The organism is Flavobacterium nitratireducens, assembly GCF_029625335.1.
Lineage (GTDB): Bacteria > Bacteroidota > Bacteroidia > Flavobacteriales > Flavobacteriaceae > Flavobacterium > Flavobacterium nitratireducens.
In genome coordinates this window covers 1,927,177-1,952,596 of record NZ_CP121111.1, presented here as the reverse complement: position 1 = coordinate 1,952,596, position 25,420 = coordinate 1,927,177, and the positions used below count along the sequence as shown (strand labels likewise).

Here is a 25,420-nt window from a genome sequence, read left to right as displayed (position 1 = left end):
AACTATTATTTTCCGTACTCTTTCACCGCATCAATAAACGCTTTGGCATGATCCACAGGAATGTTTGGTAAAATTCCGTGCCCCAAGTTTACGATGTATTTGTCTTTTCCGAATTCGTCAATCATTTCGTGAACCATTTTCTTGATGGTTGGAATTGGTGATAACAATCTTGATGGGTCAAAATTACCTTGTAAAGTCACATTTCCACCTGATAAATAACGCGCATTTCTGGCAGTACAAGTCCAATCAACTCCAAGAGCCGAAGCCTTGCTTTTACCCATTTCGTTCAATGCAAACCAACAACCTTTTCCAAAAACAATAACAGGAGTAATATCGGCTAAAGCTTCAACGATTTGGTTGATGTATTTCCATGAAAACTCTTGATAATCAGTTGGAGAAAGCATTCCTCCCCAAGAATCAAAAATTTGAACGGCATTAACTCCCGCTTTTACTTTTTCTTTTAAGTATAAAATAGTGGTATCGGTGATTTTTTGCAATAAAGTGTGTGCTGCTACTGGATTTGAGAAACAGAAACCTTTGGCAGTATCAAAACTCTTCGAACCTTTTCCTTCAACAGCATAGCAGAAAATTGTCCATGGAGAACCTGCGAAACCAATCAAAGGCACTTCGTCGTTCAACATTTCTTTGGTCAATTTTACAGCGTCCATTACATAGCCTAAAGTTTCTTCGATATTTGGAACAAATACCTGATTAACTTGCTCCATGGTACGAATTGGATTCGGGATAATAGGTCCTAAATTGTCTTTCAATTCTACGTGAATTCCCATCGCTCTTGGCACCACTAAAATATCCGAAAATAAAATAGCAGCATCCGGAGCAATACGACGAATAGGTTGAACCGTGATTTCAGCAGCTAATTCCGGAGTTTCGCAACGGGTGAAAAAATCATATTTGTCACGTAAAGCTCTAAATTCCGGTAAATATCTTCCTGCCTGACGCATCATCCATACCGGTGGACGTTGAACAGTTTCTCCTTTTAATGCTTTTAAGAATAAGTCGTTTTTTATCATTTTGATTTTATTTAACCCTTTCAGAGTTCAAAACTCTGAAAGGGATTTTTATTTAAATTCTTCTATTACTGCTTCGATGACATCTTCGATGGTAGGTTGTGCCGCCACAATGATGTTCTTTGCTTTATTTTTTAATGCTGATGCTGTGGTTTCGCCAATGCAAAAGCAAACTTCTTTTGTGATGGTATTATTTGTCAGGTAACTTTCTACTGCCGAAGGACTAAAAAACAGAATACCATCAAAATTTTCTTCTTTGGAAATTTTAAATGGTGCTAACTTGGTTTGATACACCTCAATTTCATTGAAAGTGATACCCGCATTTTTAAGGGCTTTAGGTAAAGTTTCTTTGCGAAGATTTCCGCTGAAAAATGTATAGCTTTCTTTGTTGTAGATTAGCGTAATAATCTCTGCCAACTCAGAGGCGTAATCCAAATAGACATCTACTGTAAAACCATTTGCCTCGAGTAAATCTTTTGTTTTTTCGCCTACGCAAAATACACTTTTGGATGTAAGTTTTTGCCAATCCTTTTGTTCCATCAAACTTAAAACTGCATTTTGACTGCTGAAAATCAGATTGGTATTGATTTCTTTTAGTTCAAAATTGTTGTTTTGGATTTCGATGAAATCTTGTTCTAAAAGGTCAATTTCGGCATCAAGAAAAGCCTGACGTTGCGCAACGGATAAGGTTTTGGTCGAAAGAATACTTGTCTGACTCATTATTTTTTCAAAGTTGCTTTAATCGTTGCCATCAATTCGCTTCCTCCATTATCGAGAATTTCTTTAGCAGAATAGAAACCTAATTTTTTCCATTCGGATATATCCACCACTTTGTTGATTTCGATTTTTTGTTTTCCATCCAAAGAAAATAAAACGCCATCCAAATGAATAGTGTCTTCGTCTTCATTGTATTTTGCTAAAGCACCAATAGGAGCTGTACAACCACCTTCTAAGGTTCTCAAAAATTGGCGTTCGATATAGGTACAAACTTCGGTTTCGATATCGTTTAATTGCGAAACAGCATCTAAAGTAAATTCGTCATTTGCCATAGCAACGACTAGCATAGCACCTTGAGCAGGAGCCGGAATCATCCAGTCTAAATCGATATAATCACTTGGTTTCAAGTTGATTCTTTCTAAACCTGCAGCGGCAAAAACAGCTCCGTTCCAGTCATTGTCTTGCAATTTTTGCATTCTGGTATTCACATTTCCACGTAAATCAACTACGGTGTGATTTGGGTATTTATTCAACCATTGTGCTTGACGACGCAAACTTCCAGTAGCGATTGTTCCTTCAGTTTCTAGAAAATCCAGATCACCTTTGTGCACTAAAATATCAAGTGTATTGGCTCTTTTTAAAACGGCAGCCTGAACAATTCCAATAGGTAGGGCAGTGGGAACATCTTTCATAGAATGTACAGCGATATCCACATCGCCATTAATCATAGCTATGTCTAATGTTTTGGTGAAAATTCCAGTAATTCCCAATTCGTATAGTGGCTTGTCAAGAATAATATCGCCTTGTGATTTTACGGCTACGATTTCGGTTTTATAACCTAAATCGTTGAGTTGTTTTTGAACAGTATGTGCTTGCCATAAAGCGAGTTCGCTATCTCTTGTACCTATACGTATTGTTTTTTCTGCCATTTTATTTTTTTGCCATAAATATAGAAAGTAATTATGACTTAATTAATTTGTGAAAATTGGTGTAATTTGTGGTGGATTTTATTTTACCACAGCTTCAATTTTAAAGACTTTTTCAATCCATTCAATGCTTTCATCTACCATTGTGTTTTCATCTTTTAGGTGATTGGCAAAATGCGTAGTGATTTTTTGAATGATTCTGTTGCTGATGATTTCGGCTTGTTCTTCGTTAAAATCGGCTATTTTTTTACTTTGAAAATCCAATTCCGAATTTTTGATTTCGTTTAGTTTGGCTTTCAATGCATTGATAGTTGGAGCAAATTTTCTGCCTTTGGTCCAGGTATTAAATTCGTCTTTTATTTCTTCGATTATCGCTTCAGCAGCAGGAATATGTTCTTTTCTGTTTTCTAAAGTCTCATCGGTAATTTGTGATAAATGGTCCATGTGAATTAGTGTCACACCTTCTACTTCTGTTACATTTTCATGTACGTTTTTAGGAATAGACAAGTCTAATATCAACAAAGGTTTTTTAAGGTTCAAAATGGCTTTGTCAACCGTTGGGTTTTGAGCACCTGTGGCTACAACTAATACATCGGCTTTTTGTATTTCCAATTGTAAATCCGAATAATCTTTAACTACTACATCCAGTTTTTCGGCTAATTTTTCAGCCTTGTCTTTGGTTCTGTTGATTAAAGTAATTTGTTCGTGTTTGCTGTGTTTTACCAAATTTTCACAGGTATTTCTACCAATTTTTCCGGTTCCAAAAAGTAAGATATTTTTATTAGCAATATCTTCTACATTTTTGATGATATATTGAACAGATGCAAAGGATACTGAAGTTGCACCTGAAGAAATTTCGGTTTCTGTTTTGATTTTTTTACTGGCTTGTATCACCGAGTTTACTAAACGTTCCATGAAATTGTTTACTAAACCATAGGATTTACTCTGTGTAAAAGCATTTTTGATTTGACTGATGATTTCAAAATCACCTAAAATTTGGCTATCTAATCCGGTCCCAACACGAAACATATGATTAATAGCCTCTTGGTTTTTGTAGATATAAGCTACTTCTTGAAAATCTTGTACCGAACCGTTACTGTTTTCGCAAAGTAATTTGATTAACTCATAAGGATGGTTAGCAAAACCATAAATTTCAGTTCTGTTACAAGTTGAGGTAACTATAATTGATTCGATTCCTTCTGCTTCAGCTTGCATTAATAGAACGGATTGTGCTTTGGCATCTAAGCTAAATTTTCCTCTAATCGTTGCATCTGCTTTCTTGTAACTTAAACCTAAAGCGTAAAAAGTGCTGTTTCTGGACATATTAAAATTTTCCATAATTATACTTTCCTTAAAAAGTTCTACAAAATTATTATTAACTATTTTATAAAAACAACGCTGTAAGTTCTTTTTGTATCGCTTAGCGATTATTTGAACTATTATCGTAATTAAAAATTCAATTTTTATGTGAAATTGGACTAAAATAGCTAATTTTTGAGCTATTGTGTAGACTTGTTCTAAATAATTAATTGGTATTTTTTCGAAATTTATAATAAAAATATCGCTATGAGTTCAAATTATTGCTTCATACAATATATGAGTAAGTGGAGTTGTAAATAAATGAAAATCAAATGATTAATATTTTTTTATGAGGTTTTGGATTTTGATTGTCGGATTTTATAATTAGTGATGCTTTATAAATTTGGTTATAAGTAAAAATTTCCCATGAAAAAGATTTAATTTTGAAACACCGATATGAGAAGTTTAACTAAAAACGACTATATTAAGTTGAATAAAGTAAATCGAAAAAATGGAAGAAGAAATAAAAATTGACGATGATTTTATTTTAATTCGTTTTCAAAATAATACCGATACGGTTTTAACTTTTCAGCGACCTGTTCAATTGGGCTTGATACAATTTCATTTTGGGTTAAAGGGTAGTGCCAATTATATTTTTAATCAGGGAAATTATGTGCTGAATCTCAAAGAAGAAAAAGCTTTGTTGTTTTATAACACCGAAAAAGAATTGCCTTTGAACGTGCAAATAGCTCCAAAATCCTGGTTGATTTCCATTTTTGTTTCTATCAAAAAGTTTCATGGTTTGTTTACCAATGATGCCGAGCATATTCCGTTTTTGAGTAAAGAAAATCAAGAGAAAAAATATTATAACGAAAGCGATATTAGTCCGTCGATGGCCATTGTTTTGAACCAAATGTTTCATTACAATTTGAATCCTTCTATCAAAAATTTGTATTATAAAGGAAAAGGTTACGAGTTGTTGAGTCTTTTTTTCAATCGAGAATGAAGATCCAAATGCTGAACAATGTCCGTTTTTAGTAGACGAAGAAAATGTTTTGAAAATCAAAAAAGCCAAAGAAATTATCATTGCTAATATGGCCGAACCACCAGGTTTACCGGAACTGGCCGACCAAGTGGGGCTGAATTTGAAAAAATTAAAAATGGGTTTCAAGCAAATTTATGGCGACACGGTGTATGGCTTTTTGTTTGATTACAAAATGGATTTCGCTCGTAAATTATTAGACAGCGGTTCGTACAATGTAAACGAAGTAGGTTTGAAGATAGGCTACAGCACCGGCAGTCATTTTATAGCCGCTTTCAAGAAGAAATTTGGAACTACTCCAAAAAAATATTTGATGTCAATCAATCCGAATGCATAGTCGTGATTGATTTTCTAAATTAAACAATAAATAAAAAATAACATTTATCATAGATCTACAAAGTGGCTTATGCTATTTTTGGAGAAAATCAAAAAACAAAAATCTACACATGAAAGGAGTATTATTAGTCAATTTAGGTTCACCAGAAAGTCCAACGCCAAAAGATGTAAAGCCGTATTTAGACGAATTTTTGATGGACAAATACGTTATCGATGTTCCGTTTTTATTGCGTGCCTTATTAGTTCGTGGGATTATTTTACAAACCAGACCTAAAAAATCGGCTGAAGCTTATGCTAGAATTTGGACTGATGAGGGTTCGCCTTTAATTGCTATTTCCAAAAAAATGCATCAAAAAGTACAGCAATTAGTAGATCTTCCTGTTGCTCTTGCCATGCGTTATGGTACGATGACGATCAAGAAAGGATTGCAAGAATTAAAAGATAAAGGAGTGACCGAAGTGATGTTGATTCCGTTATATCCGCAACACGCTATGGCTTCTACAACGACAATTGTTGTTTTGGCTGAAGAATTGCGTCAAAAGTTTTTTCCAGAGATGACTTTTACTAATGTTCCTGCATTTTATAACAAACCTGATTATATTCAGGCATTAGCTAATTCGATGAAAAAACACTTGGATGGATTTGATTACGATCATTTGTTGTTTTCGTATCATGGAATTCCTAAACGTCATATTCGTAAAACAGATGTAACAAAATCACATTGCAAAATTGATGGTTCTTGTTGTAATACGCCATCACCGGCACATGAGTTTTGCTACCGCCATCAATGTTATGAAACAACTAAACAAGTGGTAAAATTATTAGGAATTCCAGAAGAGAAATACAGCCAAACCTTCCAGTCTCGATTAGCAGGCGACAAATGGTTAACACCTTATACAGATGTAGAAATTAATAAAATGCCTGAAAAAGGGATTAAAAAATTAGCCGTTGTTACACCCGCTTTTGTGGCTGATTGTTTAGAAACATTGGAAGAAATTGCAATGGAGGCTAATGAGCAATTTTTACATCATGGCGGAGAAGAATTTTTGGCCGTTCCATGCATGAATGATGATGATGAATGGTGCGGAGTTGTGGCTAATTGGATTGAAGATTGGGCTAGATAGATTTAAGATTGATGAATGTTGATTAATGATTTGAGAATACAACATATCAGAAATCTAAAATTGTTAATCAGAAATCTAAAATTTTTATGGAATACTACAACTATCTAAAATCCCTTCATCTCATATTTGTAATCACTTGGTTTGCAGGTTTGTTTTATATTGTTCGCTTGTTTGTATACCAAATTGAAGCTGCTGCTAAAACTTCGCCTGAAAAGGAAATTTTGCAAAATCAATTCAAAATTATGAGTTATCGTCTGTGGTATATTATCACTTGGCCGTCGGCGGTATTGGCTAGTATTTTTGCTTTTTGGATGCTGTTGTTTACTCCTACAGGAAATGCGTGGTTGCAAATGCCTTGGATGCATGTAAAACTTGGCTTTGTTTTTGCGCTCTATTTGTATCATTTAAAATGCCATCAGATATTTAAACAATTACAAAAGGATGAGGTAAAATATACTACTAATTTCATGCGTTTGTGGAATGAAGGAGCGACCATTATTCTTTTTGCAGTTGTTTTTTTAGTAATATTAAAAAATGCGGTCAACTGGATTTATGGTGTAATCGGGATAGTTTTATTCTCGGTTTTAATCATGCTGGGCTTTAAATTTTACAAAGGAATAAGAGAAAGACAATAGTTATATGTTATGGGTTGTGAGTGTTGAGTTCATGACGCATAACCCACAACTCATAACCCACAACTTTATAAAAATGCTTAAAAGCTTCAAATTATCCATGCTTTCGTTGCGAGTTCGAATCTTTCTTTCGATGATCGTTGTGATAATTATTTCTTCGGTTTTATTAGCATCCATTTCTATTATTCAGTTTAAAAACGAGGCTAAAGAATACCATCGTGAACGTTTAGAACGTAAAGAAAATGCGGTAAAAGAACATATTAATTATATTCTTTCTACTACCACTTATCCATTGAATACGGAGAATTTAGATTTAATTTTTAAGGATAAAATCCACGAATTAGCCCACATTCACAACATTGAAATCAATATTTACGACTTAGACGGAAAGTTGTTGAAGTCGTCCAAAGAATCTTTTTCGGTAGATAAAACAGCACCTCCTATTCCTAAATACATTCTGAAACTGGTTCGCTCTTCTATTGAAAAAAGATATGTGGATATAAAAACCATTAATGGTGTTAAAAATCGTTCTTCGTTTACCCAGATTAAGGATGATAAATTCAAACCGCTGGGGGTTTTAAATCTACCGTATCAGGAAGATGATGGTTTTTATGACAAAGAGTTAAATAGCTTTTTAATTCGGTTGGGGCAAGTCTATTCATTTATGTTGATTGTAGCATTTGCCTTGGCGTATTTTCTTTCATCATATATCACCAAGTCTTTAAAAACCATTTCGGATAAGTTGAACGAAACCCGTTTGAATAAGAAAAACGAAAAGATTTTGCTTTCTGCCAGTAGTAAAGAAATCAATTTGTTGATTAGTGGTTATAACCAAATGGTGGATGAATTAGAAAAAAGTGCCATTAAGTTAGCCCAAAGCGAAAGGGAAGAGGCTTGGCGTGAAATGGCAAAACAAGTGGCGCATGAGATTAAAAATCCGCTTACGCCAATGCGTTTAACCGTGCAGAGTTTTCAGCGAAAATTTAATCCTGAAGATCCCAATATTGTCCAGAAAATGAGGGATTATTCAGAAACATTGATTCAGCAAATTGATACGATGACATCTGTAGCTTCGGCTTTTTCTAATTTTGCTTCGATGCCAGCACAGCAAAATGAAACGCTGAATGTAGTTGCAGTTGTCGAATTGGCTTTGGATATTTTTAATGAAGATCAAATAGTTTTTGAAAGTAGTGCCCCTGAAATAATTTCTAAGATTGATCGAACACAATTAATCCGAATTATCACTAACTTAGTAAAAAATGCCATTCAAGCAATTCCTGAATCACAAGAAGAAAAAAGGGTGGCAGTATCAGTAAAAAAAGAAAAGGATAATGTATTGATAGTGGTTGAAGACAATGGAGTAGGTATTAAAGAAGAAGATAAAATCCGAATATTCGAGCCTAAGTTTACTACAAAAAGTAGCGGAATGGGATTGGGATTAGGAATTATAAAAAATATTATCGAAAATTATAAAGGCAGCATTGACTTTGAAACAGAATACGGAAAAGGAACCCGTTTTACGGTTTCGCTACCCATTATTAACTCTTAAATCAACACAATGAGCTACCAAAACATTTTGATTGCAAAAGAGCATAATATTGCAACCATAACGATTAATCGTCCGGAAAAATTAAATGCTTTAAACAAAGTTACGATTCAGGAACTGCATCATGCTTTTTCAACCTTAGAAAGCCATAGAGATATTCGCGCTATTATTCTAAAAGGAAGTGGCGATAAAGCTTTTGTGGCTGGTGCTGATATTGCTGAGTTTGCCGAATTTTCAATCGAAGAAGGCATTCAATTATCAGCTCAAGGTCAGGAAACTTTGTTCAATTTTGTTGAAAATCTAAGAGTCCCTGTTATTGCAGCCATTAATGGATTTGCCCTTGGTGGCGGATTAGAGTTGGCTATGGCTTGTCATATTCGTGTGGCATCTGAAAATGCTAAAATGGGACTTCCAGAGGTGTCCTTAGGTGTAATTCCGGGTTATGGAGGTACACAGCGTTTACCACAATTAATTGGTAAAGGACGAGCCTTAGAAATGATTTTAACTGCAGGTATGATTTCTGCCGAAGAAGCACACAGAGAGGGCTTAGTAAATCATGTGGTAAAACAAGAGGATTTGCTTTCTGTATGTAATGAAATCGCTCAAAAAATGATAAAAAATTCCCCTGCAGCCATAGCAATGGCGATTCATGCGGTGAATGCCAATTTTAAAGAAGGGGAAAATGGTTTTGAAACCGAAATTAAATCTTTTGGAAGATGTTTTGGAACCGAAGATTTTAAAGAAGGAACCAAAGCCTTTTTAGAAAAAAGAAAAGCCGTTTTTACGGGAGAGTAATTTTGAGTATCTAGTTTGCAGTAGCAGTTTGCAGTATTAAAAAATTAAAAAAATAAAATGTCATACGAGCCCGTATTTGCCCTTTTTTGGGAAAGAGTGAAGCAAAGTATATTAGATAAGACTTTTGCCAAATTAACCCTTGCAAAAACCATAGGAGATACTGAATTGAAAAATATTTATGTTCGCCCCATTTTAGACGAAAATAATGAGATGAAAATGTCTGTTATTGCACGTTATAAAACTGAAGAAGTAGAAAGTTTTCACTCCTTAGAAGATACTTATCCTATTTTGTGTTCGTATATGAACAATCCTTTTTTAAGTGCCTTGTTGTTTACCAGTGAACAAGATGTGGTTTTTAAGCTAAACAAAAAACGAGCAGGAAGTATTAGCGAGCAAGCCCCTACTTTTTTGAATCCTTCGGATGTGATTTTGGAGATGAAAGCAAAGGGAATGTGATTTTAGAATGTAGAATCGAAGTAAATATAAACAACAAAGCCACTCTGAGAATAGTGGCTTTGCTTTATCATTAGAAATAGCTTTTAAAGACTATCAAACTTTAAAATTTTAGAACTAATTCCATCCTCCTCCTAATGATTTGTACATGTTAACCTTAGCGGCTAATTGTTCTTTTTTGGTTTCAACCAATTGAAGTTTGGATTCTAAGGCATCACGTTGCGTTAACAAAACTTCCATATAATCGGCTCTGGCTGCATTGAAAAGTTTAGTAGTGATTTCGATAGAATTTGTCAAAGCTTCCACTTGATGTACTTTTTGCTCATAGCTTTTCTTCAGGATGTCAATTTTAGACAAACCATTTAATACTTCGATATGTGCCTTTAAGATGGTTTTTTCATATTCAAAAACGGCTTGCAATTGTTTGTCATTTGCATTGTAATAAGCGGTTTTAATAGCATTTCTGTTGATTAAAGGTGCTACCATATCACCCGCTAAACCATACAATAAGGACTCAGGGGTTGAAGTAAGATACTTGGTTTGGAAAGCTTCTAAACCTACACCAGCTCTTAACGTAAATGAAGGATAAAAATTAGCTTTAGCAACCTGTGTATCCAGTTTGGCTGCTTGCAATTCATATTCTGCTCGTCTAATGTCTGGACGATTTGTTAAGAGCTGTGAAGGTATGCCTACATACATAGTGTCTATTTCTTTTTCTACAAATTGTTCCGAATTACGCTGAATGGGTTGAGGTGCGCGACCTACTAAGAAATTCAATTTGTTCTCCGTTTCTACAATTTCCTGTTTTACAGAAAACAATTCGGCAGTGTTTTTATATACTTCTGCTTCTAATCTTTGTACGCCCAGCGATGTAGCCTTAGCCGCCTGCATTTGAAGACGAATAGTTCTTAAACCATTGTTTTGCAATTCTAAGTTTTGAGTTAGAATTTTAAGTTTGTTGTCCAAAGCTTGTAATTCGTAGTACGAATCGGCTATTTCAGCAATCAAATTCGTTACCATGAAATTCTTCCCTTCAACTGTAGAAAGGTATTCCATTACGGCTGCTTTTTTGGCATTACGCAATTTTTTCCAAACGTCTAATTCCCATGTTGCAAAAGCCCCAACTTTATAATTTTGCAAAGGTTCTGGGAATTCTTTTCCAGGTTTAATTTCGGTATTTGCATCATTAGCTCCCTGACTGGTATAACGACCTACTTTTTCTACTTCGGCAGCAGCTTGAAGACCTACAAATGGCAAGTATTCTCCTTTTCTGGCCTGGATTTCATTCTTTGCCATATCTATTTGTTGCAAAAAGATATTTAACTCCTGATTGTTTACTAAAGCCGTTTCAATGAGTGCATTTAAATGTTCATCATTAAAGAATGTTTTCCATTTAATTTGTGCCGAATTAGTTGTGTCTTTAGAGGCGACATTTTGAAATTGTTCGGGTAAATCCTTTTTTTCTTCGCGTACGGTTTTTGTTGGTACACAACTTTGAAAAATCAGGCTTGATAAGGTCAGTGTTACTACTGACCTTATATTTATTAGTTTGAAAATTGACTTATTCATTTTCTTCCTCTTTTTTCATTAAATTTTTCAATAGTTTGTTCATTTCTTTTAGCTTCAATTTCAGCTTACTATCGCCTTCGCTAACTCTCATGAATTCCTCTGATACAGGTTCGTTATGTTCGTCTTGAATCATATTACGGCCATCACTCATTTTAGCAAAAATGTAATACAATCCAGGAATTACAAAGACTCCAAATAGGGTTCCTATAATCATTCCTCCCATGGCCGATCCTCCAATAGTTCGGTTACCAATAGCTCCGGCTCCAGTAGCAAGAACTAACGGAATTAACCCAGCGATAAAGGCAAAGGAAGTCATCAAAATAGGACGGAAACGAAGTTTAGCTCCTTCTATTGCCGAATCAACTATACTCATACCCTGAGCCCGTTTCTGGACGGCGACTTCTACAATCAATACGGCATTTTTACCCAGTAATCCAATAAGCATGATAACCCCAATTTGAGCATAAACGTCATTAGATAATCCCATGAGTTGTAGTAAAGCAAATGAACCAAAGAAACCTACTGGTAACGATAGCAATACGGCTAATGGCAATAAGAAACTTTCATATTGTGCCGCTAAAACCAGATAAACGAAGATTAATACGATTCCAAATACATACATGGCGTCATTCCCTCTGTTAGCTTCATCATACGACAAACCTTCCCAGGCAATGTCGTAGCCTCTTGGTAACTTTAATTGAGCGACCTCTTTGATGGCATTAATCGCATCGGCACTGGTGTATCCTTTAGCTGGTAATCCTCTAATGGCAGCCGAGTTGTAGAGGTTGTATCGGGTAATCTCATTAGGCCCTAGTTCTTTTTTTACTTTCATAAAAGAAGAGTAAGGTACCATTTCGCCAGCTTCATTTTTCACAAATAAATTTTCTAAATCCGAAGGGATTCTTCGGTATTCAGGTCCTGCTTGTGTGTATACTTTGAAAAATTGACCAAATTTTATAAAACCTTGTTCGTACGTACTACCAATAAGGATGTTCAGATTGTCCATCGCTTTTTTGATAGTAACTCCTTTTTGCATTGCCGCTTTGTTATCAATGTCTAATTTCAATTGCGGATAATTAGCAGAATAAAAAGTAAAGATTCCTGTTAATTCTTTGCGTTTTTCTAATTCGGCAAGGAAATCATTATTTACCTTTTGGAATTCCTGATAATCGGTTCCATTGGTTTTATCCAATAAACGTAAAGAGAAACCTCCAGAAGAACCAAATCCTGGTACTGCAGGTGGTTCAAAATATTCAATAACCGCACCTAGATTTTTTGATTTTTCTTCCAATTCTTCCATGATTTCATGTACAGAATGGCTTCTTTCTTCCCAAGGTTTTAAGTTAATCAAACAGGTTCCGGCATTCGATCCACGACCTTCGGTCATGATTTCATAACCTGCTAAAGAAGATACAGAAGAAACTCCGTCGATTTCTTCACAGATTTTCTGTAGTTTTTTAGCAACATCATTGGTACGTTCTAAGGTAGTTCCTGGAGGTGTTTGAATGATGGCATAAATCATTCCTTGATCCTCACTTGGGATAAATCCAGCAGGAAGAGTTTGGTTTGTATAATAGGTTGCCACACTAAATCCGATTAAGATTCCAAAAGTGATAACTCTACGGTTTACAATGTGTTTTAATATGCCAATATAGTGTCCAGTAAGTTTTTCAAAGCCTTTGTTAAACCAATCAATAAATCGATCAATTGGTGATTTTTTTCTTGGTTGACCATGGTTGTTTTTTAATAACATGGCACAAAGAACCGGTGTAAGTGTCAAGGCTACAACTGCAGAAATGATGATAGATCCTGCCATTGTAATAGAGAATTGACGATAGAATACCCCAACTGGTCCAGACATGAACGAAATAGGAATGAATACTGAAACCATTACCAATGTAATCGCAATAATAGCACCACCAATTTCACCTAAAACGGCTTTAGATGCCTTAAATGGACTGAGATGTTCTTCTTCCTTTTTTACGTGAACGGCTTCCACCACAACAATAGCATCATCGACTACAATACCAATGGCTAATACTAAGGCAAAGAGCGTAATCAAGTTGATGGATAAGCCAAACATTTGCATAACAAAGAATGCTCCAATCAACGAAACGGGAACGGCAATAACTGGAATTAGTGTCGATCGCCAATCGCCTAAGAACAGGAATACGACTATGGATACGAGAATGAAGGCATCTCTAAGCGTATCTATAACTTGTTCGATAGAAGCATTTAAGAAACTGGATACGTCATAACTGATTTTGTAGCCTACTCCCGGAGGAAGATCCTTTTCTAATTCTTTTAATTTAAGTTTAACGGCTTTAATTACATCGCTACCGTTTGTTCCAAGTGTTTGTTTTAATACGATGGATGCAGATGGTTTTCCGTCTAAATTGTCGTAGATGTCATAAAATTCACTTCCTAATTCTACATTTGCAATATCACCTAGTTTTATTTCTTCCCCATTCGAATTGGCTCTGATAATTATATCTTTGTATTCTTGTGGAGTCGAATATCTGTCTTTATAGGTTAAAACATATTCAAGGGATTGCGATTTTATCCCAGAACTTTGCCCTAAACGTCCTGGTCTGGCAAGGATACTTTGTTCCTGCATGGCTTCCATTACTTCTTCTGCCGAAATATTGTAAGCACGCATACGGTCTGGTTTTAACCAAATACGCATCGCATATTTACGGCTACCTAAGATTTGTGCACTGGCAATACCGTCGATACGTTGTATTTCACGAAGCATGTTGGTATAGGCATAGTTGTAAAGGAATTTTTCATCTGCTTCATGTCCTTTTTTGCTGTATAAATCCACATACATCAACATACTTGGTTGGACTGGAGTAATGATAACCCCTTCACGTTGTACTAAGTCGGGTAGTAAGGGCATTACTTGGTCGACCCTAGTTTTTACCCTAATAACGGCGACGTTGGGGTCGGTTCCGGGTTCAAAAATTACACGAATGGTTCCTTCACCAGCACTGGTAGCATCCGAGGCAATATAACGCATTCCTGGCACACCATTAATGGCTGTTTCCAATGGGATTAAGGTTGATTTTACTAATACATCTGAACTCGAACCTGGATAGGCGATAAAGATGTTTACAGTGGTAGGCGCAATTTCAGGGAATTGTGAAATGGGTAATTGTTTGATAGCAAGCAAACCCATAAATACAATGATGACCGAAATTACAATCGCTAAGACCGGTCTTTGAATAAACTTTTTAAACATTTTGTTGTATTTTTAAGGTTGATTACTCGGCGTAAACATCAAGATGTGTTAATACATGTTTCGCATTTTCAACTTTGTATTTTATTTTTTCGTTGTTTTTAACCAATCGTAAACCGTCTAATAAAATGTGATCGCTTTCCTGCAATCCTTTTTTAACAACAAAAAGGTTTTCTAAAGTGGTTCCAATAGTAATTTCTCTTTGTCTAACTACTCCGTTTTTATCAATTACAAAAACATAGCGTTTGTCTAATACTTCAAAAGTTGTTTTTTGAGGAATCAGTAATGCATTTTTCAACGGAACAGTCATCAAAATAGAACCTGTTTCACCGTGTCTTAAAATCCCTTTTGGGTTAGGAAATGTGGCTCTAAAGGCAATGTTTCCGGTTTCATTGTTAAATTCTCCTTCAATGGTTTCTACCACTCCTGTTTGATCAAATACATGATTATTAGCCATTAAAAGTTGTACTTTTTCTTTTTTGTTCTTGTTAGCACTTTCCATGTAGTTTAAGTATTCGGCTTCAGGAACATTAAAATACACCCACATTTTACTGTTGTCTGAAAGTGAAGTCAATAATTCACCTTCTTCTAGCAAACTTCCTTCTCTAGCCATTAAATGGTCCATTACGCCGTCAAAAGGTGCTCTAACAGTAGTAAATCCTAAATGGGTTTTAGCAAGGTCAATTTCGGCTTTTGCTTTGTCGTATTTAGCTCTTGAAAGCGCTAATTCGTTTGGAGAAACTACTTTACTATCGGCTAAAAGTTTCGTGTTTTTGTATTCAATTGCAGCAACATTTCCTTCTGCTTTTGCTTTTTGTAAATCGGCTTGGTAAATGTTAGGCATGATTTGGAACATCAATTGCCCTTTTCTAACTTTCTGACCTTCGTCAACGCTTATTTTTTGAAGGTATCCTTTTTCCATTGCTCTCAATTCGATATGACGAATAGAGTGAATTTGGCAAACGTATTCTTTAATTATTGAGGTATCCATCGCCACAGGATTTGTTACTTGAAATGTCCTCTCTTCCTTTTTTTCTTCTTTGTGTGAATTACATCCAATAGTGCATATAGCAGCCAGTAGACCAATGAAAATTGCATTCTTTTTCATGATAGTTTTTTTTAACGATAAAATATTAGGATTGTATTTTGTTGTGAAAATGATAAACAACAGCAAATTGAGCTCTATTTTCTTGCTTTTATTAATTGCGGCAAGAAATAAAGTAGTAATAAGCAACAATAGATGTGCTTAGTAAGAAGAAAAAATCAAATACGAAATACCTCGAAGATAATGTAAAGTGAGGTAAATGATGGTAAATAAAAAAACGCTTTGCAAAAGGATTTTGCTAAAGAGTTATAGTTGTAATTCGTTAAAAAAGAGGGTGGTAATGAGCTTGAAAATGCGATATAGGAAATCGTTTTTTCAAGTTGTTTTTTACCGTTTAGGATTTCAGAATCTTCTTCTTCATAATCCGTAATTATTTCTTTTTTTGCCTCGGTTTCTTTTGTTGGAGTAGTAATATCTGTTAAGTCCGAAAGCTGGATTTTTTTGGTAAAAACCGACTCATCTTGAATTGATGTTTGAACAAAAATGAACGATTTGACTGGAGTATGAGCAAACAAGCTATTGTTACTAATAAGTAACAGCAGACACAAAGTTAGAATATGTTTGATTCTCATTCTCATTTCTGATGCAAAGCTAATTTTTCAAATACAATTTTTGAAAGTAGGCGCTCATAAATATTTGTTAATTGCGGTAAAAACAACAAGTAAACTGTTAAAATGCATGAATATATGCAATTGAAATTAATTATAAAGCAATTAATTTTTTCCAAGATTTATTTTACCCCATCCCATTCGGCATAAAACTGAGCCAAAAAGCTTTCCATAAAACGATGTCTTTCTTCAGCAATCTTTTTAGCTGTAGTAGTATTCATTTTGTCATTAAGCAATAATAGTTTTTCGTAAAAGTGATTGAGGGTAGGTGCCTGGCTCTTTTTGTATTCCTCAGTACTCATGTCTAATTTAGGAGCAATTTTAGGGTTGTATAATGCTCTATTTTTAAAACCACCATAATTGAATGCGCGAGCTATTCCTATGGCTCCTATGGCGTCTAATCGATCAGCGTCTTGAACGATATCTAATTCTATCGAACTGAATTTCTTTTCAAAATTTCCGCCTTTAAATGAAATGTTTTCAATGATAGCAATAACATTACTGATTTTTTCAGAATCAAGTTGTTGCGATTCTAAAAACTCACGGGCTATTTTTGGGCCAATAGACTCGTCGCCATTGTGAAATTTACTATCGGCTATATCATGAAGTAATGCGCCTAATTGCACGATTTGCAAATCGCATTTTTCCTCTTGAGCAATTAATAAAGCGTTTCTATATACTCTTTCGATATGAAACCAGTCGTGTCCGCCTTCGGCATTTTCTAATTTTTCTTTTACAAAAAGGATGGTGTTATTTATTAAATTTGTGTTCATGTGTAGCTTTGGAATAAAAAAAGCTGATTTTTAAAGTCTAAACCTCAAAAATCAGCAGTATATATTAATAGCAAAAATCAATTTCAATGGTAATTTCAATTGAAAAAATCAAAAATCATTTTTCTATTTCAAACCAAATCTGAAATCAAAAATCGTTAATCTTCAATCTGAAATCTATAATCTTGCAGGTTCAACCCATTTGAAAATGTGCGATTCTTTAGGGATAACTAATCTTTCAGAGATTTTAGCCATTCTTGCTGGTAATTTCATTAAGTAATCACGAGCTTTTTCGGCTTCATCAGTTAATCCAGATATTTTTTCAATTTCCCATTTGTCAATCAATTTCTGCATAATTTCAACATAATCTTGGGCTGTATAAACTCCAATACGCTGTGCTGAATCAGAAAATAATTCAAATGCCGAACTTATTTTAGCTCCTGATTCTCTCAGGAAATGTGCTGGCATCACGATTTTAGCTTTCATCATGTATTGAAAAGCAAGCATCATTTCGCTTGGATCTACTTTGAAAATTTCGCTCACAAAATGGCTATAAGCGTGGTGATGACGCATTTCGTCTCCAGCAATCATTTTACACATTTTAGATAATTTCTTATCACCATATTTTTTGGCTAATTGCGAAACTCGGTTATGAGAAATGTAAGTAGCTAATTCTTGGAAACTAGTGTAAACGAAGTTTTTATATGGGTCTCTACCAGTACCAATGTCGAAACCGTCATTGATAAGGTGTTGGGTTGTCATTTCAATTTCGCGCATGTTTACACGACCTGATAAGTACAAGTATTTATTTAACAAATCACCATGGCGATTTTCTTCACCGGTCCATTGACGTACCCAAGCTGACCAACCGTTTCTTCCTTCATTATCAACTCCTTCTACTTCCATTAACCAGTTTTCATAGGTAGGAAGTGCCTCTTCGGTAATCATGTCACCTACCATAGCTACCCAAAAATCATAAGGTAAATCTTTTGAGATTTCGCGTAATTCTTTTACTTCTTCTAAGAAATTATCTCCTTCAGAATTGGGTAAAAAATCCGATGGCTGCCAGATTTGTTCCACTGGAATCAAGTATTGATCCATGTAGCCAGTCACGTTTTTTTCCAAAAACTGCATAACTTCTAATCGAATGTTTTTTATTGACATTTTATATGTATTAAAATTGTATTCCTTTTACTACTGCACTTTCCGTCTTCTCCATTAATTCAGGAAAATTATAATCGCTCACTTTAAGTGGATTATGAATTACAAAGGTAAGATGATTTCCTAAACCAACAGGAAAAAAACCAAATTTTACCATTTTCCATGAATTATTAATGCTTACAGGAACAATATAGGCGGATGGTGCGCTTTTACACAATATTTTCAAGCCAGTTTGGGCAAATTCTTTGGGTTTTCCGGTTTTGCTTCGGGTGCCTTCTGGAAAAATTACTGCTGATCGTGTATTCTTTTCAATATAATCTCCTAATTTTTTTATTTCGGGAATCGCTTGTTTAGGGTCTTTTCTGTCTATCAAAGCAGCTCCTCCATGTCTTAAGTTATAAGAAACACTTGGGATTCCTTTGCCTAACTCTTTCTTACTTACAAATTTACAATGAAATTTACGCAAATACCATATCATAGCAATTATATCGTACATACTTTGATGATTGGCTACAAATACCAAAGGTACTCCCTCAGGAATAAGTTCTCTGTTTTTGAATGAATAGGTTGTTCCTACTAAGTTAGTACATTTTAGCAAAAAAAAGTTTAAATAATCAACACTTTTTTTGTGCGCCTGATACCCAAAAACATTGAGGCAAAACCATTGAATAGGGTGGAAAATGACTAATGTAAGTCCAAAACACAAATAATAAATAACCGATATAGGATAGGAAATAAGTTTTTGCATTTTAAAAAAATTAGCTGCAAAAGTATGAAATAATTTTTTAGCGGTATTTAAAACCTAAATAATAAGTAGGTTTAGCGTTAAATTGTACCTTTGTTGTCTGAATTATAATATTTATTAGACACTAAATGAACTTTAACTATCCAAAGAACGAAAAACTTAAAAGCAAAATTAGCATTGGATTGTTGTTCTCTGAAGGAAAATCAGTTTCAAAATATCCCTTGCGTTTGGTGTATCATTCGGGGACGTTGAATGAAAATGAGAAAATCAAAATGGGTATTTCGGTTTCTAAAAAGTATTTTAAAAAAGCAGTGGATCGAAATCGTTTCAAACGCATTCTTCGCGAAACCTATCGTTTAAATAAGCATATTCTACTAGATAATTTAGATAAACCGTATTGCTTTATGTTTTTTTATCAAACCAAAGAGCGTTTGTCTTACGATGAGATTAATACCAAAACCATTCAGTTGTTTGAAAAGTTTGTGGCTCAGGTTTTAAAAAAAGAAAACCCCTAAATTGGTTTACTATTAATTACTTAGATAGTTATTCTATTTCCTTTTTATTACTGATAAATTGTTATTTTAGTAATTCACAATTAATAATATTATGAAATTTTCTTTCCAAAAAAATACATCATTCCTGTAGTCGCTTCGGCTTTTATTTTCATTGGTTCTAGTTTTAAAGATGATTTTTTTGAAATTGCTAAGCAAATCGAAATTTTCACGACACTATTCAAGGAATTGAATACCAATTATGTAGATGAAACCAATGCAGGCGAATTGATGGATACCGCTATCAAAGGGATGCTAGCCAGTTTAGATCCGTATACGGTTTATTTTAATGAACAAGATGTATTAAAATTTAAGATCAATAATACCGGAGAGTATACGGGAATTGGCGCTTTAATAACTCAAAAATCAGGGAAATTAATTTTACGTGAAGTATATAAAAATTTTCCAGCCGATAAAGCTGGTTTTAAGGCTGGAGATGAGATAGTACAAATTGGCGACATACAAATGGCCGATTTAAAAGAAGATGCTTCTCAGTTATTAAAAGGGGCTAAGAATACAAAAATTGATATTAAATACCTGCGTCAAGGGAAGTTGTATTCCACTCAAATAACTTTGGATGAGGTAGAAATTAAGTCGGTTCCCTATTTTGCAAAAATTGATGACAAAACAGGTTATATCGTTTTAAGTCGTTTTAACCGAAAAGCATCTAATGAAACTAAAGAAGCTTTGTTAGAACTAAAAAAACAAGGCGCTCAGCAAATTGTTTTGGATTTGCGAAACAATCCTGGGGGACTTTTGAATGAAGCGGTTAATATTTGTAATTTATTTGTTCCCAAAAACGAAGTAATTGTCACCACCAAATCCATCAACGAAAAACACAATAACACTTATAAAACCGCATTTGATCCTATTGACTTGGATATTCCATTGGTAATTATTGTCAATGATAAGAGTGCTTCGGCTTCGGAAATTGTTTCCGGTGCACTACAGGATTTAGATCGTGCCGTTATTGTAGGTAGCAGAAGTTTTGGGAAAGGTTTGGTTCAAAAACCAATTGATTTAACCTATAACACCCAGTTAAAAGTGACCATTTCGAGGTATTTTACGCCTTCTGGAAGATGTATTCAGGCTTTGGATTATGCGCATAAAGACAAAAATGGTTTGGCTATACGAACAAAAGAAACCAGTTATAATTCGTTTAAAACACGCAAAGGAAGAACAGTTTATGATGGAGGAGGAATTTTGCCAGATGTCCAAATGCCAGAATCAAAAACCAGTGTGATCGCTAATGCTTTGATTAAGAACGACGGTATTTTTAATTATGCCACTACGTATTTTTATAAGCATCCCAATTTGGGTAATGAAATACCAAATTTCACTAATGCTGACTTTCAGGATTTTAAACAGTTTTTGAAAAGTCAAAAGATTAATTTAGATACTGAAACCGAAGAGTCTTTGAAAAACACATTGGCACTGGCAAAAAAAGAGGCAATTGATGCCGCTATTATTTCCGAATACAATCAGTTATTGACGGCAGTTCAAAAATCGTCGGAGGCTCAAATTGATACTAATCAGGAAGAAATTAAGAATTTACTTTTAGAAGAAATTATTAAACGATATCAATATCAAGAAGGTTTTTACGCGTATTATATGAGAAGCAATTCAGAGATTAAAAAATCGGTTAAGATTTTGAACGATGTTGCTACTTACAGAAACATTTTAAAAATGTGATGAAAACGTCAATTCTACTCCTTTCTTTTCTTGTTTTTGGGAATGTTTTTTCTCAAGAAAAAAAGATTGGTACCGTATATTTTGAATTTGATAAATACACAATCGATGCCGTTCAAGAACAAATTATTATTGATTTTATTCAAAAAATCGATACTTCTAGGCTTGAATCGATTCAAATTTATGGCTATTGTGACGATAGAGGCGATAATAATTACAATTTAAAATTGTCTCAAAATAGGGTTAATGCTGTTCGTGAAATACTTACGGCAAACGGTTTTAATAAGAGCAAAATCGTAATGATTGAAGGTAAGGGTCGTGTGTTACTTGATAATTTTTCAGGAGGAAGTTTAGAAGATGTTCGCTCAAAAAACCGAAGAGTAGATTTATTAATTGTAAAGAAAAATAGTTTCGGAAAAGGGATGTATAATTCCTTTCATGATCATCATGAAATTGGAGATCGAATTTTTCTAGAAGATATTTACTTCGAATTGGGTAGTAGTAAACTTACCGAAGCTTCTAAAAAAGAGCTTGACCGAATTGCCGAAATCCTTTTGAAAAACAAGAATATCGAATTTGAAATCCGCGGTCATGTGTGTTGTACTCCAAGCACGTATAAAGATGCTATTGATTTTGCTACCAAGGAAAGAAAGCTGTCTTTAAATAGAGCTAAAAGTGTTTTTAGATATTTGATTTCTAAAAATATCAATAGCTTACGAATGACTTACCGTGGTTTGGGTAATCAATTTCCTTTAGGAAAAGGTGACGATTATGATCGCAGGGTTGAGTTTTTAATTACCAAGAACTAGTTGGGTTTCTTTTGAGCTTGTTTTTTGATGATTTCAATCGATTTTATAATAGCTTCGGTCTCGAACATCAAATCTCTTTTTTCTTTTGAAGGAGCGTAACAAAATCCCTCTAATACCACTATTCTATTATTCGCCTTGTCGACAATTCCGTAATTGATAAAAGGTCCCGACATAAAGTCGTTTTTGAGTACCCATGTGCCTTTAGTTTCATAAGCTCTTTTGTAATCGAGTACTATGTTAGAAAAATAGGGAGCGTAGGCCTCTTCAGTAATCATATCTGTTTTTTCTTCCTTACCATGAATGTATAATTTACCTATCGAATCTCTCATTTTGATGATGTGAGCGATTTTATTTAATTTATTTTCGATAGTATTTAAAGGAACTTCATAGATTAAAATACTGGTGTTACCACTGATGATTTCTTTTTTAAACCAAACAAATCCTTTTTTTGTACCATCAATTGATAACTGGTAGGCATTTCTAGTTTGATTTTAAATTTAACTTCAAAATATTTAGAATCTAAAAGTGATTTCCTGTGCTGACGTTGTAATTCTTCAATTTCGGTTTGATGAATTTTTTTTATGATTTCAGGAGCATGTTGTTGGATTAGGCACAAAATGTCATCAGCGGTTTTACCCGAAATTTGAAAGATGTTTTGTGGCGTAGCGTATTTGTCTTTTAGGATGTTAAAATTTTCATTCGTGTCTTTTTTAATCACAATAATGTTGCGACTATCCGTCAAATAGCCCTCCATTAATTTTACTGGAAATTGATTGATAGTAAAGAGCGGTTCTTCTTGAGGTAATCCAATAACTGGGGAAGCAAATTTATTCCGAATGCTGTCGCCGATTTCCCCATTCCATAACAAATCATCAATAATTACAGATATGGTATTGATTTTCCCATTTGGTTTCTTAGGGTCTGTATTTTCTTGTTTACAGGAAACAAAAAAAGCGACATGCATACTAATATAAAATGGACTTTATTCATTTTACGATTGTAACGATAGGATAAAAAATGTGAATCTTGATTTTATCGGTTATGATTTCTTTCGAATTTACACCGCTAATATCGTTCCATTTTTTTAAATGAATTGCAAAATGATTAATAAAATGCCGTTTAGAAGCAAAAAAGGCTTTATTTTTTTATCAATAAAGCCTTTTTAGTATTGTATTTTTGATATTAACCGCCAATTTTTAATTTCATTCCAGGTTTGATATCTTCATTTTTAATATCGTTCCATTTTTTAATATCTGAAACGGTTACACCTGATTTTTTTGCAATGCTAAATAAAGAATCTCCTTTTTTTACCATATAGTCACGTTGCAAAGCAGCACTTTCTAATTTGTTTTTCTTAAAAGTAGCTGCAGTAGCTTTAGCGGTATTTATGGCAATTTCGTCTTTGGCAACAATCAATGTTTTACCCAAAGCGATATTGTTATCGGCTAAATGATTCCATTCTTTCAAATCGTTAATTGGAGTTCCAAACTTTTTTGAAATAGTACTCAGATTGTCTCCTTTTTGAACGATGTATTCAATGTTTTTTAATTCGACTGCAGGATTTGCAGCGGCAACTTCGTTAGCTTCGATTTCTTTATTAGACACTTGTAAGTTCATTCCAACTTGAATCGTGTTTCCAGTAAGCTTATTCCATTCTTTAATTTGAGCTACTGTTACATTGTTTTCTTCGGCAATGGTATTTAAGTTGTCTCCTTTTTGAACAATGTAATTGCTTGTTTTATTACTTGCAATGATCGAGTCGGCCTTAATTTCTTTTTTAGCCTTTTCAACCTTGCTGTTTTTATTGTCAACAGTTGCTATAGCAGTAGTATTGTCTTTTTCTGAAGTTACTATGGTGAGTACTTTGCCATACGAAAGCGAATTACTGCTCAATCGATTCCATTTCTTTAAGTCATTGATGTCAACATTGTATTTGGCAGCAATAGCGCTTAAATTGTCTCCTTTTTTGACTTTGTAATATTGCGTTGTACTTCCTTTTGGGAAAACAATTTTTTCTACTGGAGCAGCTGCAATTGCAGTGTTAGGAGTTATGTTTTTAAAATAAGGATTGTTGTTTTTTAATTCTGCTTCATGTTGAATATAAGCGTAAATCTTGTTCTCATTAGAAACAAAAAGTCCAATTTTTTCTTTAGGTAATCGCAAGTAGTGATTTTGATCTTGATATTGCGGAATTACGTTTAATTTATAAGAAGGATTTAGTAACTGAATTTGAGAAATAGGCACATCAAGTAAATCGGAAATTTGCTTAAAAGACATCTGTTTTTTAATCATTACCGTATCGGTAGCAAAGTGTTGCAGATTGGCTTTGTTAGGTTTAATTCCATGCTCTTTATGGTATTCGTACAAATACATCGTTGCTAAGAAAGCAGGAACGTATCCTTGAGTTTCTTTAGGTAAATTTGATTTAATGCTCCAAAAGTTTTGTTGTCCTCCAGAACGTCTAATTGCTTTAGATACGTTTCCAGGTCCAGAATTATAAGAGGCTAAAACCAATTCCCAGTCTCCAAAAATTTCAAACATATTTGCCATGTATTGTGCCGCCGCTTTGGTAGCTTTTAATGGATCACTACGTTCGTCTATGTAGGAGTCAATATTAAGGTTGTATTGTTTACCGGTATGATACATAAACTGCCAAATTCCAGTGGCACCTACTCTGGAAACAGCTTTTGGATTTAATGCTGATTCTACAATTGCTAAATATTTGATTTCTAATGGAATGTTGTTTTTAGCAAATACTTCTTCAAACATTGGGAAGTAATAATCAGAAATGGACATTAGTCGTTCGAACGATTTTTTTCTGTTTTTTAAGAACGATTTAATGATGTTTTCTAATCCTTGGTTGTACTGAATGTTAAATGGTGATTTAGCATTCATGGCTTCCAATCTTGATTTTAATAGTTCTGTTGGCAATTCATAATCAACTTTCTCATCGGTATTAATGCTTTCAATATCTTTGTTAAGTTCATTATAGATGTTTAAATCGGTTAATTCTTTGGTCCATAAACTATCTACACAACTAGCCATGTCATCATTTACAAAGCTACGTTTGATTGAATCCAGATAAGAAAGCTTGGTTTCTAAAACAGCAACTCCCTTGCTTTCAACAATTTCTTGTGAAAACAGGGGAATTGATAGTAATAGAAAAAATGATATAGTGATTTTTTTTATACTCATATTTTTAATTGTCAACATCCTTAATTTTAAGTGGTTACAAATCTGTTTTTGCAAACTTAAGAGGTAAAAACTAAAAAAATCA

Annotated in this window: 20 protein-coding genes and 2 pseudogenes; 9 read left to right on the top strand and 13 right to left on the bottom strand. The window is 34.1% G+C overall.

What is annotated here, in order from left to right:
• Positions 1 to 5: 5 nt before the first annotated feature.
• From hemE to hemA, 4 genes are all read right to left on the bottom strand, one after another.
• The gene (hemE, locus tag P5P90_RS09260) at positions 6 to 1,031 is read right to left on the bottom strand and encodes a uroporphyrinogen decarboxylase (protein ID WP_278034428.1); all 1,026 of its coding nucleotides are present in this window, start codon (positions 1,029 to 1,031) and stop codon (positions 6 to 8) included.
• A gap of 48 nt (positions 1,032 to 1,079) precedes the next feature.
• Positions 1,080 to 1,748, bottom strand: a complete 669-nt coding sequence (locus P5P90_RS09255; protein ID WP_278034427.1) for a uroporphyrinogen-III synthase — start codon at positions 1,746 to 1,748, stop codon at positions 1,080 to 1,082.
• Positions 1,748 to 2,674, bottom strand: coding sequence for a hydroxymethylbilane synthase (gene hemC / locus P5P90_RS09250; RefSeq protein ID WP_278034426.1), 927 nt, complete (start codon positions 2,672 to 2,674; stop codon positions 1,748 to 1,750). Before hemC ends, P5P90_RS09255 begins: the two co-directional genes overlap by 1 nt.
• Before the next feature lie 78 nt (positions 2,675 to 2,752).
• Complete coding sequence (gene hemA / locus P5P90_RS09245) at positions 2,753 to 4,009, bottom strand: glutamyl-tRNA reductase (RefSeq protein WP_278034425.1); 1,257 nt, start codon at positions 4,007 to 4,009, stop codon at positions 2,753 to 2,755.
• Positions 4,010 to 4,481: 472 nt separating this feature from the next.
• On the opposite strand from hemA, the pseudogene P5P90_RS09240 reads away from it, so the two are divergent.
• The 6 genes and pseudogenes from P5P90_RS09240 (at position 4,482) to P5P90_RS09215 (ending at position 9,901) form a co-directional block, all read left to right on the top strand.
• A pseudogene (locus P5P90_RS09240) lies at positions 4,482 to 5,349 on the top strand (helix-turn-helix domain-containing protein).
• A 109-nt stretch (positions 5,350 to 5,458) separates the two neighbouring features.
• Entirely contained in the window at positions 5,459 to 6,472 is a 1,014-nt protein-coding gene (gene hemH, locus P5P90_RS09235; protein ID WP_278034424.1) for a ferrochelatase, read from the top strand.
• A gap of 86 nt (positions 6,473 to 6,558) precedes the next feature.
• Positions 6,559 to 7,107 carry a CopD family protein gene (locus tag P5P90_RS09230; RefSeq protein ID WP_278034423.1) on the top strand — a complete coding sequence of 183 codons (549 nt, stop codon included), beginning with the start codon at positions 6,559 to 6,561 and terminating at the stop codon, positions 7,105 to 7,107.
• A 73-nt stretch (positions 7,108 to 7,180) separates the two neighbouring features.
• Positions 7,181 to 8,653 carry an ATP-binding protein gene (locus P5P90_RS09225; protein ID WP_422851709.1) on the top strand — a complete coding sequence of 491 codons (1,473 nt, stop codon included), beginning with the start codon at positions 7,181 to 7,183 and terminating at the stop codon, positions 8,651 to 8,653.
• 9 nt (positions 8,654 to 8,662) lie between these two features.
• Positions 8,663 to 9,445, top strand: coding sequence for an enoyl-CoA hydratase/isomerase family protein (locus P5P90_RS09220; protein ID WP_278034422.1), 783 nt, complete (start codon positions 8,663 to 8,665; stop codon positions 9,443 to 9,445).
• 57 nt (positions 9,446 to 9,502) lie between these two features.
• The gene (locus tag P5P90_RS09215; RefSeq protein ID WP_278034421.1) at positions 9,503 to 9,901 is read left to right on the top strand and encodes a hypothetical protein; all 399 of its coding nucleotides are present in this window, start codon (positions 9,503 to 9,505) and stop codon (positions 9,899 to 9,901) included.
• A 114-nt stretch (positions 9,902 to 10,015) separates the two neighbouring features.
• Here P5P90_RS09215 and P5P90_RS09210 read toward each other — a convergent pair whose 3' ends face one another.
• From P5P90_RS09210 to P5P90_RS09180, 7 genes are all read right to left on the bottom strand, one after another.
• Positions 10,016 to 11,467 (bottom strand): TolC family protein, encoded by a 1,452-nt coding sequence (locus P5P90_RS09210; RefSeq protein WP_278034420.1) that lies wholly within the window; start codon positions 11,465 to 11,467, stop codon positions 10,016 to 10,018.
• Entirely contained in the window at positions 11,460 to 14,708 is a 3,249-nt protein-coding gene (locus tag P5P90_RS09205) for an efflux RND transporter permease subunit (protein ID WP_278034419.1), read from the bottom strand. The genes P5P90_RS09210 and P5P90_RS09205 overlap by 8 nt, the downstream gene beginning before the upstream one ends.
• Before the next feature lie 22 nt (positions 14,709 to 14,730).
• Positions 14,731 to 15,813: an efflux RND transporter periplasmic adaptor subunit gene (locus tag P5P90_RS09200; RefSeq protein WP_278034418.1), complete on the bottom strand. Its 1,083-nt coding sequence runs from the start codon at positions 15,811 to 15,813 to the stop codon at positions 14,731 to 14,733.
• A 155-nt stretch (positions 15,814 to 15,968) separates the two neighbouring features.
• Positions 15,969 to 16,382, bottom strand: coding sequence for a hypothetical protein (locus P5P90_RS09195; protein ID WP_278034417.1), 414 nt, complete (start codon positions 16,380 to 16,382; stop codon positions 15,969 to 15,971).
• A 158-nt stretch (positions 16,383 to 16,540) separates the two neighbouring features.
• Entirely contained in the window at positions 16,541 to 17,191 is a 651-nt protein-coding gene (locus tag P5P90_RS09190) for an HD domain-containing protein (protein WP_278034416.1), read from the bottom strand.
• A gap of 174 nt (positions 17,192 to 17,365) precedes the next feature.
• On the bottom strand, positions 17,366 to 18,352 hold the full coding sequence (locus tag P5P90_RS09185) for an acyl-ACP desaturase (protein ID WP_278034415.1): 987 nt from the start codon (positions 18,350 to 18,352) through the stop codon (positions 17,366 to 17,368).
• 10 nt (positions 18,353 to 18,362) lie between these two features.
• Positions 18,363 to 19,097, bottom strand: a complete 735-nt coding sequence (locus tag P5P90_RS09180; protein ID WP_278034414.1) for a lysophospholipid acyltransferase family protein — start codon at positions 19,095 to 19,097, stop codon at positions 18,363 to 18,365.
• Between the two features lie 125 nt (positions 19,098 to 19,222).
• Between P5P90_RS09180 and rnpA the strand changes: the two genes are divergently transcribed.
• The 3 genes from rnpA to P5P90_RS09165 all read left to right on the top strand — a co-directional run bounded on the left by rnpA (position 19,223) and on the right by P5P90_RS09165 (position 22,143).
• On the top strand, positions 19,223 to 19,609 hold the full coding sequence (gene rnpA, locus P5P90_RS09175) for a ribonuclease P protein component (RefSeq protein ID WP_278034413.1): 387 nt from the start codon (positions 19,223 to 19,225) through the stop codon (positions 19,607 to 19,609).
• A 96-nt stretch (positions 19,610 to 19,705) separates the two neighbouring features.
• Positions 19,706 to 21,337, top strand: coding sequence for a S41 family peptidase (locus tag P5P90_RS09170; RefSeq protein ID WP_278036501.1), 1,632 nt, complete (start codon positions 19,706 to 19,708; stop codon positions 21,335 to 21,337).
• Positions 21,337 to 22,143: an OmpA family protein gene (locus P5P90_RS09165; protein WP_278034412.1), complete on the top strand. Its 807-nt coding sequence runs from the start codon at positions 21,337 to 21,339 to the stop codon at positions 22,141 to 22,143. Before P5P90_RS09170 ends, P5P90_RS09165 begins: the two co-directional genes overlap by 1 nt.
• On the opposite strand, the pseudogene P5P90_RS09160 reads toward P5P90_RS09165, so the two are convergent.
• Both P5P90_RS09160 and P5P90_RS09155 read right to left on the bottom strand, forming a co-directional pair.
• Positions 22,140 to 23,107, bottom strand: a pseudogene (locus tag P5P90_RS09160) (DUF4837 family protein). The gene P5P90_RS09165 and the pseudogene P5P90_RS09160 sit on opposite strands and share 4 nt — an antisense overlap.
• Positions 23,108 to 23,325: 218 nt before the next feature.
• The gene (locus tag P5P90_RS09155) at positions 23,326 to 25,338 is read right to left on the bottom strand and encodes a LysM peptidoglycan-binding domain-containing protein (RefSeq protein WP_278034411.1); all 2,013 of its coding nucleotides are present in this window, start codon (positions 25,336 to 25,338) and stop codon (positions 23,326 to 23,328) included.
• Positions 25,339 to 25,420: the final 82 nt, after the last annotated feature.